We start from the raw sequence: 14,429 nt of genomic DNA on the forward strand, positions 1-14,429 counted from the left end.
AGGAGAGGTGAGGACCTATGCCCGCCCCTTACAGCAATCGTTTCGCCGGCAAGAAAGTACTCGTTACGGGTGCGTCCCAAGGTATTGGTGAGGCAACAGCCTTACGCTTTGCAGAAGAAGGCGCTCAGGTTGCGCTGAATGGCCGCAAGGAAGACAAGCTGATTGCTGTCCGCGACAAGCTTCCAAAGGTTTCTGGCGGTGAACATCCGATCGCCACGGGTGACATCTCCAAGGAAGAAGACGTCCGCCGCCTGATGCGCGAAAGCATTGAGGCCATGGGTGGACTGGATGTGCTGGTTTGCAATGCAGGCTATCAGATTCCTTCCCCGTCTGAAGACATCAAGCTGGAAGACTTTGAAGGCGTGATGGCCGTCAATGTGACGGGCGTAATGCTTCCCTGCCGCGAAGCCATCAAGTACTGGCTCGAAAACGGCATTCAGGGCGCGATCATCGTGAACTCCTCTGTGCACCAGATCATCCCGAAGCCTCATTATCTTGGTTATTCCGCCTCCAAGGGCGCCGTGGGCAACATCGTCCGCACGCTGGCTCTGGAATATGCAAGCCGTGGCATCCGCGTAAATGCTGTTGCGCCTGGCGCAATCGTGACGCCGATCAACATGTCCTGGATCAACGATCCAGAGCAGTACAAGAACGTGGCTGACCACATTCCGATGAAGCGCCCGGGTGAAGGACGTGAGATCGCGGATGCCGTCACATTCCTGGCCGCCGAAGACAGCACCTACATCACGGGTCAAACCCTCTTTGTTGATGGCGGCCTGACGTTGTATGGTGACTTTGAAAAGAACTGGTCCTCGTAATTTATGACATCTTCCCTCACTGTTCTCATCATTGAAGATGATTTTCTGATCCGGACCTGTCTTGTGGAGTTTCTGCAAGACAGTGGGATTACAGTGAGGGAAGCCAGTAACTGCGCGGAAGCCATTGCCTGTATTTCCGCTGAACGCAGCCTTGATGCTCTCGTGGCAGATATGTCTCTTCCTGATGGGGACGGCATGAGCCTTAGCCATCAGGCCAGAGAAAAATGGCCTGATCTCCCCGTGATTTACATTAGTGGTCATGGGGACCTTCGGCGGGATGAAGCCTCTGACAATCCGGCTCTGGCCCGTTTTATCTCCAAGCCTTATTCGCTTGCAGCCATTCTGAAAGCACTTCGGGAGATGGCTGAACCTGTTTCAGGATAACACTGTGACGGCTAGCCAAAGTACTTCTACGACGGATGGTGAGGCCCTCACCCGCGCTGAAAACGCCATACAGGCGGGCAATCCGAAACAGGCACTGGACATTCTGCGGCCACTCCCCCCGAGTGACGCCGTTCATCTGGCGAAGGGGCGTGCCTTTTTCCGTTCCGCTCAGTACGCGCAGGCTGCGATAGAACTTGAAGCAGCGAGCAAGCCTTTCGGCGGCCATGCCATCACTGCCCTCATTGAAGAAGCAGCTTCCCTTCGGCGCCGGGCTGATCTGCTCCTGCTTATCAAGGAGTGCCGTCGCCTCTCCCCGCAAGACACACGTCTTCTGGATGCCTACGGCACAATTCTGATGCATATGGGGCGCTTCAATGAAGCCGATGTCGCCTTCCGCGAGAGCCTGCAAAGACGCCCTAACGATAAAAATACCCTTAATCTTCTCGTCATGAACCTGACGGAACAGGGCCGGTTTGACGAAGCGTTGTCCATTATGGATGACCTGCGCCGCCAGCATCCGGAAGATTGGAAGATCGGCTGCAATACAGCTGCGATCCTCAACAATATCGGTAGGCTGGAAGAGTCAGCTAACGTCTATCGAGAGACCATTCCGCTCGCTCCATACGAACCAGCCCTGCGACTGAACCATTCCATTGCCATGCTCAAGAGCGGTCGAATGGCGCAAGGATGGACAGAACATGAGTGGCGCTTTGGCGTCCCCGGGCACACCAACCTGCCCAAAGACACCCTCCTGCCCAACATTTCCCCGACTCTCAATCTTCAGGGCAAGCGCGTGCTCGTCACGCAGGAGGAAGGACTGGGTGATACGTTGATGTATCTTCGGTACATCCCTGCGCTGGCACGAACAGGTGCAGTTGTGCACATCTGGGGATCTTCAACACTGGCAGATCTGTGCCGTCGCGTTGAAGGGGTAGCCGTTGTTCAGCATGGCGGCGAGGCCCCTGCTTTTGACTATCACTGCCCCTTCATCAGTCTTCCCCGCGCATTTTCGGCCACACCTGACGCCATGGGCGCTCCCGTTCCTTATCTGACGGCTGATCCAGGCAAAGCGTCTCAGTGGAAGAAATCCCTGAAAGCTGATCGTAATCTGCGTGTTGGTCTGGTCTGGGCCGGAGGGGCACGCCCGGAAAACACTGGCGCGCAGATGGTGGACCGTCAGCGATCAATGCCTCTTGTGGCGCTGGCACCCCTCGCGGATGTAGAAGGCGTTACGTTCTACTCCCTGCAGAAAGATGACGCAGCGCTTCAATGCCTGGATTTCCCGGCCCCGCTGGTGGACTTCATGCCCCAGTGTCTGGACATGGACGACACAGCCGCCCTGGTGTCGTGCCTTGATCTGATTATCTCCGTGGATACGTCCATGGTTCACTTGGCTGGGGCGTTAGGTAAACCGGTCATCATGATGGACCGCTTCAACAATTGCTGGCGTTGGCTCCACGAGCGCGAAGACAGTCCGTGGTATCCACAGATGCGGATCGTCCGCCAGACCCGTTTCCGGGAATGGTCGGACGTCGTGACCCGCGTGAAGGTCCTTCTGGAAGACGCCGTTCAGGCTCAGTAATCAAACCCGTAAGACAGACCCACACTTGAGCCGGGATCGTTCTCGGGCGTGGTAAAGCCTGTCACCTGGCCGCCCGTCCCGACTGTCGTATTGAGCTTCAGCCGCTTGGTCAGATCAATCTGGACCTGAGCCTGCGTACCGGAGCCAGAGGTGGCCTGTTTTGCGCCAACATACACGCCCTTCATAACGTATTTGCCCGCTTCCACGCTGGTCCCACCGTTATCAACGCCACCACCGCCACCGACAGCTAGTCGGTCCAGACCAAGGGCATTCCGCACCTTTCCAAGTGGATCAAATGATGACCCGCCGGCAAGCTGTGCGACGGCAGCAGCAAGCTCTGCAAGCTGCGTTGTAGAAAGTGAATGGGCATCCGTTCCGAACAGCAGAATAGCCATGACTTCATCGCGAGGCTGAGTCGGTACAGACGAGAAGTCGATCTTCGGCGCACTGGCATAACCCGTGACAAGAAGGCTGGCGAGCGTTCCCTTGGCATTACGGTCCGCGCGGAAATCCAGTGTCGGGTCCAGCTTGTGATTGACGCCCGTTCCGTTGAACGCGACGCGACCATGCGTGAAGTTCAGATTAATTCCGGCCAGATTGAAGTTGCCCCGCTTGAGATCGAACCCCCCTGTAATGGACGGAGCACTACTCGTGCCGCGCACATGCAAGCGGCCCTGCATTTCCGCATCCAGGCCATGCCCCTGGACCACAAACTGTCCCGGCGAAATTACATCAATCCCCAGCCCGATGATGAGGCTGCTAGTATTGTCCGGCGCTTTCTGCCCGGGCCGGACTACGTCAAGCTGCGCGACCGATGCTGGCATCGAGTTCGGAATATTGACCGTCACGCTTGGCAGGACAATCTTTCCGTCCACATCCACACGCGTTGTGGCCTGACCGTGGATGTGCAGGTCCGTGTTGATGACGGCTGTTACAAGATCACTTGAGACAGGGCGGGCCTTGTCGGAAATAACCTTGATGTCCACCGGCAGACCGGGACGGAAAATTCCAACCGTTCCATCAAGTGCGATCGTTCCGGGCCCGGCGTGAGCCAGAACGTGCTCCAGCGTGAGGCTATCTCCCGAAGCAACAACAGCACCATTGATGTCCGTCAGACGAACACCCTGTGCATAGTGGTCAAATGAAACGTTCTGGAGCTCAACACGTCCCGTTGCCCGTGGCTGGCTGGCCGTGCCTGCGACGTTCAGATTGATGCCAACCTGCCCTTTCGTTGCCATTCCACTCGCACCAAGCACGCCATTGGCAACGGAAAGATCGACATGACCTGTTGTGGCCAGTGCAATCGCTCCTTCCTTGGAAAGAGGCGCTGTTCCTCGAACAGCCAAGGCAACTTTCGGCCCGGCTCCAAGCGTCACATCAACTTTAGCCGTTTTTCCGGCAAGACCGATATTGGCCAGAATTTCGGCTGCTGGCAGTGATGCTGCGGGGCCTGTCTGCATTTTCAGGCCATGCGCCGTCAGAGCGACAGTCCCGGTAGGAGCGTCAATCGTTCCCGCCAGATTGGCCTTCGCAGAAATGACACCACTGGCAGCAAGTTCGGGGGCAAAAGGCTTGGCTATGGCAGGCGTCAGTCGGTCAACTGTCGCCGTCAGAGCCAGACGAGGTTTGATGGACCCGGCAATATCAATCGTTGCAGGCGCAACACCTTGTGGGGCCAGTGTCGCCCGCAGATGATCGACCCCCATGACATCTCCGAAAGAGACATTCGCAGGGCCACCCAGTCGGATATACTCTTCCTTGGCCATGGCCGTCAGACGGTCCACACGCACCGTCTTCTTGGGCAGGTTGAGCAGAACAGCTGTATCCACATTGGCCGGAGAACCCATGACGTTCTGAAAGGCGCCATTCAGGGTCACCGCCATGGCGGACTGAGGACCTTTGACTGTGGCATGAGCCTTGCCGGTGATGTCCTGAGAGCGGACACCCGTTAGATCCAGCGCCAGATCTGGAGCAGGATCATCAATCGGGTTGGAAATCGTTCCTTTTAGATTGAGAGCCTGCACACTGGCCTGAGCCATACCGAGTGCACCGTCCAGTCCCAGCTTAACCTGTGGAGGCGCGCCCTGCGGTTCAGTTGTATGAATGGACAGCGCCAGATGGCCTTTGATGGCCTGCCCGATCAGTCGCTGGAAATCCGAAAGATTTTTGATGCTGACGTCCAGATCACCCAGCGGCACTTTGGCGCCATTCGGAAGGCGGAGTTTTCCCTGCCCCGTCAGGCTGTTCCAACTCAATTTGTTCAGATCGAGATGGAAAGCACCGTCATCCGTTTTCTGAACAGCTGTATCCAGCTCCAGCGGGGCATGATCCAGTGTTCCATGTGCCGTCAGGGTACCTTGCGGCCGGCCGGGCAAATGCTGGAAATCAGCATCCAGCGCGACCGGGCCCTTGGCGACATCCTTCGTACCGAACTCACCCTCAAGCCCTGCTTTGACAGCCAGATCATCGGTAGGGCCATCGGCGGTTGCCGTCAGGGTCATGTTGCCCAGAAGCGCCGGGCTGGCCTGCCGCAGATCAGGAAGAGCAACCGTTGCTTTGGTTTGCATCGTGTTGCCATGCGCCAGATCAACAACGGCAGACACCAGAAGATGCAGCGCCTGACCGTCCAGACCAAAGCTCTTCACCGTTAGAACATTGGCGGATGACTTGCTGAGCTGAAGCGCCAGATGACCATCCTTGCCAATCAGATGGAGAGCCTGTGGCTGACCATCCGTAACAGAGATCGTGCCTGAGCTCTCAAGTGTCAGATCATCATGATCGGTCACTGGCATGGCGAAGTCAGCCGCAAGGGCCGCACTACCACTCAGATCCGTACTTCCGATCGCGGCAAGAGGATGCAGATCTGGCAGCGCCAGTGTCACATGGCCCTTGGCCGCTGGCTTGACATCAACATTGGCTGCGACGTGCATCAAAGGATGGTCAATCTTGGCGACAACCGGAAGTGTCGCTGCCAGAGGATGAGCCGTCACATCCAGTGTCAGAGGCGCCGAAGCCAGAAGTGTTGGCTGGCTTCCGGGAATCCGCAGGCCATCCAGAGCGGCTTGCAGATGGGCAACGGTATCTTCTGGCTTTGCGGTTTCCGTGCCATCGAACGTCGCGTGCAGATGGCCGATGGATGCGCCGCCAGCAGTCAGAGCATCAATATCCAGCAGCCCCTGTCCGGCAGGAGCCTTGAGCGGACCGTGCAGATCCGTGTTCAGGGCAATCGCATTCCAGCCAATGCCAGGCTTCAATGTCATCGCAGGGGCATTTGCCTTGACGTGCAGGTTTGCGATGTTGGTGTAGAGATTGATCTGCCCTGTTGAAGATGCCGTGATCGGTCCAGCACTCAGGCCGAAATCAAGGGCCGCCGCCGTGCGGGGGCCTGCAAGGTTCAGATGCATGTCCACAGGATCAAGCTGCGGAAGCTGTCCGAGTGTGGTTGCAAAGCCGTTGACACCTTCCTTGAAGGTAACGGCGAGAGCCAAACGATCTTTCGGTGTCTGGGCTGAAAGCGTAAGTCCCCCTGCCGCATCCAGACGGGCCAGTTGCAGGGCAATGTCCATCTTGGGCAATGACTGCATCGTCACGCCATTCAGGAATGGCGCGATAGACGCAATATGAGCGTGACCGTTCAGGCTGAATAGCGTTGCCTTGCCCGTGAAATCAGGACCAATTTCGATCCGACTGACTTTCAGGGCATCCAGATCAACTTGGATATTCAGCTTTGATGGGCTGGAACTGGCTTGGGTTTCAGTCGGCTCTGCCGTTGTGTCAGAAATTGGTTTGCGCAGAAGAGCGAGGCGCTCAGCGCTCAGAACCTTGACGTGCGCATCCATGCCCACAAGGGACAGGGGCGACCAGCGCAGTTCAAAGTTATCCAGCTCGAGCCAGACGCCCTTGCTGTCCTTCACTGCAAGCCGGACAAGCTTCAAATGCTGCGGAAGCGCACCGGACAGACCGGAGATCTGCACCATTCCACCTGTGAGTGGACTGACCTTCTGTTCAATCAGGCGTTGGCCCGGACCGATATTGATCCCGACAAGAACGACAACCAGCGCCAGAACAACCAGCCCGAGCGGAACGCCAATGACGAGAGAGACGATCCAGAGAATAATCCTGCGGGCGCGCATCAGAATGTCTCTCCAAGACCAATATACAGTTCCCATTTGTCGCCGTAGGCCGGTCTGTTCATCGGCAGCGCGACATCGACACGAATTGGCCCGATAGGAGTGAAATAGCGCACCCCTCCGCCATAACCCACGCGAAGTGTTCCCTGTCCGGGGCGAGAACCTGTGCCGACCTGTCCGGCGTCCACGAACCCTGCCAAACCGAGGTTCATGGGCAGTCTCTGCCTGAACTCAACTGTGCCGGCATCCAGTGACGTGCCACCGATCGCATATTTCGTATGACCGTATTGCGGGCCTACACCCTGATATCGGAAACCACGCACTGTCGCCGGTCCACCGGCATAGAGCCGTTGATCTGGCGGGATCTGATAAGTCGATGCGCCCTGCACAGACCCAACTGTTCCACGAACCGCGATAACGCTCTTGCCCGGCTTCGTCAGGCCGATCTTGGCCAGATCGAAATATGTAGAGACCTGCGCGGACAGTAGTGTGAAGAACGATGTTCCGTTCTCCAGCGACACAGAAGGTGTGGCAGACAGAGAGGCCCGAACGCCATGTGTGGCCGGGTCAATCGGATTTTCCAGCTGAGTGCTATCGTAGGCCGCACTGAGAGGCGCCGATACGATGAAGTAGCTCCGTGTATCGCCGAACTGCTGGATCTGCTCCTGCATGCCCATCAGGCCGCCGGACACATACCAGAACTTGCCGAGACGACGTCCGATGCCACCACGGATGAGGAAGGCGGTCTGATGATAGGAGTACAGAAGCTGACGAATAGCTTCGACACGTAGACTCAGGTTTTGGTTCTTATGCAGGAAGTCCGGTTTGCTGAAGTCCGCGTAAACGTCATAGCCCAGCCCCTGCTGCGCTGATCCTCCAAGACCCGTAATAAGAGCTGTGAGCTTGAGCTGCTCTGCATTGCCCAGCAGATTATGGTGCGTCCAGGTTGCACCGGCACGTCCACCGAGATCTGTCGAATACCCGGCCTGCACCGCAACAGTGCGTCTTTTTGCTTCCTTGAAGCTGAAATTGACCGGCATGGCCTGAAGAACGCCAGGCATGAGCGTCTGGCTTGCGGGAAGTGTGATGATGGGCGGCGCGTTATGCACCTGAACGGAAGAGAACACGCCGACTGCTGCCAGATCCTGACGGGCCGCTTCAATCTTGGAGGGCTGGTAAAGCTGCCCTTCCCGGATCGTCAGACGCCGCCGCAGAAAGGACTGATGCACACGCTTGAGGTCATCCATCCCGATTGGACCGATGACAACCTTCGGCCCTTTCCCCACACGGAAGACGATATCAAGGGTCTCATCATGCGGTTGGAGATAGGCCAGCGGCGTAGAGACATCCGCGACGGCGTAACCCTCTTCCTGCAACTGGGTCAGCAGGTTGCCTTGGGCAGCCAGAACGTCCGAAGCAATCGCAGGCTGGCCTGCCTTGAGCTTAAAGGCTTTCTGTTCATCAGATGTAAGCTCGACCGGCACTCCCTGCCCCGCGGCCTGCCCGGAAGTATCAACCGCCCCCATCTTATCGGCAGTCTGAGCTTTACTCGAGACCGGCGCCGCACTTCCTTTGGGGGATGGCGCTGTTTTCGGAGCGCCGGAAACGTCCGGTTGAGGCTCTACTTTCGATGGCGGTGTCGTCAGGATAATTTTACCAAGGCGGAACTGGTTCCCCTTGGTGACGGAAATCGTGATGGTGACTTTGGCGTCTTTGGGAAGAGTGTTCAGCACGTCCGGCACGGCCGGATCACGTCCGTCTAACTCTCGTGCTCCCGCCTTGATAAGAATTGTAACCGTCCCGGCATAATACCCCTGAGACTGCAGTGCCGTGTCCACACGGTCATAATCTGACCTGATACGACCAGCGAGAGCATAGGGCCCGACGGCATGCGTATTCTGAAGCGATTGCAGCTGGGAGGACGCATTTACAGCGGCATCAAGGTCAGCATTTTTCGTTGGCTGTATCGTGACCTTGTAGGGAACAGCCTGTTCAGCAGTTTCGCCGGCGACAGGCGCCGTATCTGCCTTGGCCCTGGGCGCATGGCAGCAGACTGCCATTGCCCCGATGGCAAGAGAAAGGGAAACAGCAGATGAGCGACCGCGTGACTTCACCGGAGGTCCTGATAATCCGTTTTGAGAAATGATCGACCCCGAAGAGGCCGAACCACGAAAAGCGAACCGATCGGATGTGGCCGCATACCCTTGTGGCAGTACCCCACGACGCACTGTCAAGTCCATGACAGAAAGACCTTTCGAGGCAGGTATACAATGTTCGTAAGACAAACGAGATTGTCTCCAGCGCCTGAAATCCTTATCACTCAGCACCCATGCCCCATCCTGATGCTCAGCCACCACTCGGCCGCCGTCGCCATAACCGACCGATCATTGACGAAAGTGTCAATTTTCCGGCCGAACAGGCAACGACCCAGTTCTCTGCTTTCAGCCGCACTGCCTGTGTGGCAAGGCTTGCAGCTGTTCTGATCTGGGCATTCTGGGTCTCTATCATCCAGTTCGTACTCATTCGCCTTCCTGGCTCCGGCAAGATTCGGGTGCCTCGGATTTTCTGGCGCATGATCAGCCGTATTCTCGGCTTGCAGATCCGCATCGTCGGCACGAGAGCCGGAAAAATCCTGAACGCCAAGGACGTCCAGCGCGGAGAGCGCCCTATCATTTATGTCGCGAACCATTGCTCGTGGCTGGATATCCCTGTTGTTGGCGGCACGCTTCACACTGTCTTTGTTGCGAAAGGTGAAGTTGGCTCCTGGCCACTGATTGGCACCATCTCGCGGCTGGGCAGAACAATATTTGTAAGCCGCAACAGGCAGAATACTGGCAAAGAGCTACAGGAAATGACCGAACATCTCTGGAATGGAGATGACATCGTTCTGTTCCCTGAAGGAACATCGACGGACGGCTCCCGTGTTCTGCCATTTCTGTCCTCGTTCTTTGCTGTCGCAAAGCCTGGACGGCTTGATCAGGCTGGCATGCCAAAGCCTCCACCAACGCTCGTCCAGCCTGTGTCTATCGTTTATGATCGCCTGGAAGGGCTGCCAGTCGGCCGCAGCCGCCGATCCGTTTTCTCCTGGTACGGAGACATGGATCTGACGCCTCACCTGTGGTCTTTCTGCCAATGGCGCTCGATGCGGGCTACAATTCTGCTGCATCCACCACTGGATCCGGAAAATTTCCGTTCCCGGAAAGAGCTGGCAAACGCCACCTTCCAAGCCGTCAGCGAGGGCGCTGCAAAGCTCAGACAGGGACTTGTTCCTGACGACCAGAACTGAGCCCGAGTTATCTTTGGATCAACCCAAGGTTTGTCTTGACTTGCAGGCGAGCGCCGCGTCACTTTCAGTTTCATTGATGGGAGCAATTCAGCGTCCATCCGGAGATGGTGATGCCGCTTCAGGCCAGTCTGACATGCCGGTCCAGTCTCATGTTTGACCTTTCCTCTGTCAGGATGGGCTTGACCCCGCTGCCCGCAGCCCTGATGTGTGTGCCTGATATTGCCAGCCCCGGATTGAAACCTTGACCACCGAGACTTCCGCCTCCGCGCCCGCCCCTGCCGAACGTGCCCGTCATGGCCTGCATGTCATTACATGGGGTTGTCAGATGAACGTCTATGACAGCGCGCGCATGGCCGATGTTCTGCGCCCTCTGGGATATGGTCCTGTCGACACACCTGAGGCTGCTGACATGGTGATTCTCAACACCTGTCATATCCGTGAACGGGCTACGGAAAAGGTTTTCTCCGAGCTTGGACGGCTGCGCAAAATTCGTGATGAACGAATTGAGAATGGTCAGGATCGCAGCATCATTGCTGTCGCTGGATGTGTGGCACAGGCCGAAGGAGAAGAAATCCTTCGCCGTGCGCCGTACGTCGATCTGGTGCTTGGACCTCAGACGTACCATCGCCTTCCGGAAATGGTGGCTCGGGCCGCACGCGCTGGTGGCGCTGTCATCGAAACAGACTTCCCGGCCGAACAGAAGTTTGACTTCCTGCCCGCCGAAGCTGCGCCGCAATCTTCAGGCAATCTCACTGCCTTTCTGACCATTCAGGAAGGCTGCGACAAATTTTGCTCCTTCTGCGTCGTTCCTTACACGCGAGGCGCGGAAACCAGCCGCCCCGTTGCATCGGTTATGGCAGAAGCCCGCCGGATGGTTGCTGCAGGCGTTCGGGAAATCACCCTGCTGGGCCAGAACGTCAACGCCTATCACGGTGACAATGGCCAGGGCGGAAGCGCAACACTGGCTGAGCTGGCTGCCGAGCTGGGCCAGTTGGATCGGCTGGATCGCATCCGATATATGACTTCACACCCGCGCGATGTAGACCAGAGCCTCATTGACGCGCACCGTGATAACCGTGCCCTGATGCCTTTCCTCCATCTGCCGGTTCAAAGTGGTTCGGACCGCATCCTGAAAGCCATGAACCGTGGCCACACGGCGGATGAATATCGCGAGAGTGTCCGTCGCCTGAGGGAAGCTCGTCCAGACCTGGCACTGTCTTCTGATTTTATCGTGGGACATCCCGGTGAGACAGAGGAAGACTTTGAAGCGACAATGCAGCTTGTCCGCGATATCGGCTTCGCCATGGCCTACAGCTTCACATATTCCCCCCGTCCCGGCACCCCAGCCGCTGGCCAGCCTTTTCAGGTGGCCGAAGACGTGAAGACCCGTCGGCTGGCAGAGCTTCAGGCCCTTCTGCGTGAACAGCAGGATGCGTTCAATGCAGACATGGTCGGCACGGTTCAGGATATTCTCATTACGGGGAAAGGCCGCAAGCCAGGACAGCTCTCCGGCCGGTCTCCGTATCTCCAGCCCGTTCATTTCGAAGGGCCGGACCATTTGATTGGCACCATCGCCAAGGTCGCCATCACCACTCGCATGACCAACTCACTTGGTGGAACCCTCATCCGGGAGACAGCCTCCGCTTGCTGACAACACCCCCGACGCGCTCCGTCGCCGCCCCTGGTGGTACCGAAGGCAATCGCACCGTCGCATTGCGCTTCAATGACAATATTCTCCTTCAGAGACTTCTGGGAGATCATGACAGACACCTCGTCCAGCTTGAGGAGGGGTTCAATGTCAGGCTTTCATGCCGCGGCAACAAAATCGCCATTTCAGGCGAAACGGATGCCGTAGGCCGCGCTCAGGCGGCTATCGTTGCGCTGTACAATCAGCTCGAACAGGGCGGCACCATCGACAGCTCGCAGGTTGATGGTGTGATCCGAATGACTGCGCTGCCTACACGGCATCACGAACGCCAACGCGCTGCTGTTCCCCCGGCCCCACCCTCCAGGCAGCAACAGCCTCGTCGCGAAGCAGGTCAGCACAAACCTGCTCCTCAAAATTTCCAGACCTCTCCGACGTCTGCTCCTCTGACCGATCTTCCGGCCATTCGCACCAAGCGCGGTGTGATTGCTCCGCGATCTCATGGGCAGGCCGCATACATGGAAATGTTGGGTCGGACTGATCTGGTTTTCGGAATTGGGCCTGCCGGAACCGGCAAAACCTATCTGGCTGTTGCTCAGGGCGTTGCCATGCTTCTTGCCGGACAGGTGGACCGGATCATTCTTTCCCGCCCGGCTGTTGAAGCCGGCGAGCGTCTGGGCTTCCTGCCCGGCGATATGCGGGAAAAGATCGACCCCTATCTTCGTCCGCTTTACGATGCCCTAAATGACATGATGCCGGGTGACCAGGTCGTGCGACGGATGGGCACGGGCGAGATCGAAGTTGCGCCCTTGGCTTTCATGCGCGGCAGAACGCTCGCCCACTCTTTCGTCATTCTGGATGAAGCCCAGAACACGACCCCAGCCCAGATGAAGATGTTCCTGACCCGCATGGGTGAAGGCACACGCATGGCTGTTACAGGTGACCTCAGTCAGATTGATCTGCCCAACGGGGTATCATCTGGGCTAAGGGAAGCCGTCGAGACCCTGGAAGGTATCAAGGGAATCGGCATCACTCGCTTTACATCCGTTGATGTGGTGCGCCATCCGCTGGTCGCCCGTATCGTCGATGCCTATGAACAGAAAGCGCCTGCCCCCCTGGATAATTTCCGGGATCGGCCGCGCCGGGATAACAATGGAACCTCCAAGTCGTCACGCCGGTACTGACATCATCATCGAGGACGCCAGATGGCGTTCCTCGGTCTCTGATACAGAGCGCACGATCCATCGTGCGCTCACCGCCGTCGCCCGTCAGGGTGGCCCGGATTTCAGCCGGTCTCCTGCTCCGTCGATTCTTCTCTCGACAGATCGGATCGTAAAGCGGCTCAATGCCCGCTTCCGCAACAAGAACAAACCCACGAACGTTCTGACGTTCGAGCCGGTCTCTCCCCTTCACGGCGGAGATATCATTCTGGGTTACGAGACAGTCCGGAAAGAAGCGGATGCTGCCCATCGCAGCATGCGCGCTCATCTGTCCCATCTCGTGGTTCATGGGGCCCTGCATCTTGCAGGATACGATCATTATCTTCCCGGCGAAGCCCGGGACATGGAAGGGGTTGAAACCCGCACGATGCGCCAGCTTGGTTTTGGCGATCCATGGCGACAGGCAGGAAGACGGGCATGAGCGAAGACATTACTGACCGTTCAGACGACGGTAGAAAGAATTCCCGCGGATTGTTCGGACTGTTTGGCCGCCGCAACCGTGATCAGGGTTTACGCGAGTCCATCGCTACACTTGTCCACGAAGCCGCCCAGCCGTTCGAAGAGACGGGAGATGAGCCGGAACTGGACAGGCAGGAACGTGCCCTCATCATGAATGTCCTGCGCCTGCGAGACATCACGGCGGATGACGTGATGATTCCACGAGCAGATATCATTGCCATGTCCGAAAGCATCTCCTTCAACGATGCCCTGGATCACATGCGTCGGGAAAACCATTCCCGTATGCCGGTCTATCGCGGCCAGCTCGACGATATCGCGGGCATGATCCATGTGAAGGATCTGGTGGCGTATGTTGATGATCCTGAGGCGTTCGACATCCGCCCGCTTCTTCGTCAGCCTCTGATGATTGCTCCGACCATTCCGGTGCTTGATTTGCTGCTACAGATGCGTCAGCGGCGGATGCACATGGCCCTTGTCATTGATGAATACGGCAGCATCGACGGCCTCGTCACGATTGAAGATCTGATCGAGACGATTGTCGGTGATATCTCGGACGAACACGACGACCCGGTAACGACCCCGTGGGTAGAGCGCGCGGATGGCTCTTTCGATATTGATGCCCGTCTGCCCGTCCGCCAGCTTGAGGAACGGCTAGGGGCTGTTCTCACGGATGCCGAGCGCGAAGCCGAGATCGAGACAGTTGGTGGACTTGTCTTCCGTCTCGCGGAGCACGTTCCGGCAAAAGACGAAGTTCTGACCCATGAGAGCGGGCTGGAATTCCGCGTTCTGGATGCGGATGCGCGCCATATTCGAGCCTTGCGGATGCGGGTGCCGGAAGGCTGGGAAAAGAAGCCCCTGCCCGATACGGGACAGCAGGACGACGAACGCGGGTCTTGACGTCTGAG

10 protein-coding genes are annotated in these 14,429 nt (G+C 57.5%); 8 read left to right on the forward strand and 2 right to left on the reverse strand.

Translation table 11 applies throughout. The annotated features are described in order from the left end of the window. The first annotated feature begins 17 nt into the window (after nucleotides 1-17). Genes M2305_RS01605 through M2305_RS01615 form a run of 3 tightly spaced genes read left to right on the forward strand, consistent with a single transcriptional unit; the run spans nucleotide 18 to nucleotide 2,784 of the window. Complete coding sequence (locus M2305_RS01605) at nucleotides 18-818, forward strand: SDR family NAD(P)-dependent oxidoreductase (RefSeq protein ID WP_064274068.1); 801 nt, start codon at nucleotides 18-20, stop codon at nucleotides 816-818. Nucleotides 819-821: 3 nt separating this feature from the next. Next, on the forward strand, nucleotides 822-1,202 hold the full coding sequence (locus M2305_RS01610) for a response regulator (protein WP_099210234.1): 381 nt from the start codon (nucleotides 822-824) through the stop codon (nucleotides 1,200-1,202). Between the two features lie 4 nt (nucleotides 1,203-1,206). Then, entirely contained in the window at nucleotides 1,207-2,784 is a 1,578-nt protein-coding gene (locus M2305_RS01615; protein WP_264648390.1) for a tetratricopeptide repeat protein, read from the forward strand. Here M2305_RS01615 and M2305_RS01620 read toward each other — a convergent pair. After that, nucleotides 2,778-6,917: a translocation/assembly module TamB domain-containing protein gene (locus M2305_RS01620; RefSeq protein WP_264648391.1), complete on the reverse strand. Its 4,140-nt coding sequence runs from the start codon at nucleotides 6,915-6,917 to the stop codon at nucleotides 2,778-2,780. The two genes, M2305_RS01615 and M2305_RS01620, sit on opposite strands and share 7 nt — an antisense overlap. Further along, nucleotides 6,917-9,028: an autotransporter assembly complex protein TamA gene (locus M2305_RS01625; protein WP_264648392.1), complete on the reverse strand. Its 2,112-nt coding sequence runs from the start codon at nucleotides 9,026-9,028 to the stop codon at nucleotides 6,917-6,919. Before M2305_RS01625 ends, M2305_RS01620 begins: the two co-directional genes overlap by 1 nt. Nucleotides 9,029-9,243: 215 nt before the next feature. Between M2305_RS01625 and M2305_RS01630 the strand changes: the two genes are divergently transcribed. From M2305_RS01630 to M2305_RS01650, 5 genes are all read left to right on the forward strand, one after another. Then, a complete protein-coding gene (locus M2305_RS01630; protein ID WP_264648393.1) occupies nucleotides 9,244-10,200 on the forward strand; it encodes a lysophospholipid acyltransferase family protein in 957 nt (318 codons plus the stop codon). Nucleotides 10,201-10,441: 241 nt separating this feature from the next. Beyond that, nucleotides 10,442-11,851, forward strand: coding sequence for a tRNA (N6-isopentenyl adenosine(37)-C2)-methylthiotransferase MiaB (miaB, locus tag M2305_RS01635; RefSeq protein ID WP_264648394.1), 1,410 nt, complete (start codon nucleotides 10,442-10,444; stop codon nucleotides 11,849-11,851). Next, nucleotides 11,845-13,029, forward strand: coding sequence for a PhoH family protein (locus M2305_RS01640; RefSeq protein WP_046899571.1), 1,185 nt, complete (start codon nucleotides 11,845-11,847; stop codon nucleotides 13,027-13,029). Before miaB ends, M2305_RS01640 begins: the two co-directional genes overlap by 7 nt. Next, nucleotides 12,998-13,486: an rRNA maturation RNase YbeY gene (gene ybeY / locus M2305_RS01645; RefSeq protein WP_064274062.1), complete on the forward strand. Its 489-nt coding sequence runs from the start codon at nucleotides 12,998-13,000 to the stop codon at nucleotides 13,484-13,486. Before M2305_RS01640 ends, ybeY begins: the two co-directional genes overlap by 32 nt. Continuing rightward, nucleotides 13,483-14,421: a hemolysin family protein gene (locus M2305_RS01650; protein ID WP_064274061.1), complete on the forward strand. Its 939-nt coding sequence runs from the start codon at nucleotides 13,483-13,485 to the stop codon at nucleotides 14,419-14,421. The genes ybeY and M2305_RS01650 overlap by 4 nt, the downstream gene beginning before the upstream one ends. The last annotated feature ends 8 nt before the right edge of the window (nucleotides 14,422-14,429 follow it).

It is taken from the genome of Gluconobacter cerinus (assembly GCF_025961355.1).
Taxonomy (GTDB): domain Bacteria; phylum Pseudomonadota; class Alphaproteobacteria; order Acetobacterales; family Acetobacteraceae; genus Gluconobacter; species Gluconobacter cerinus.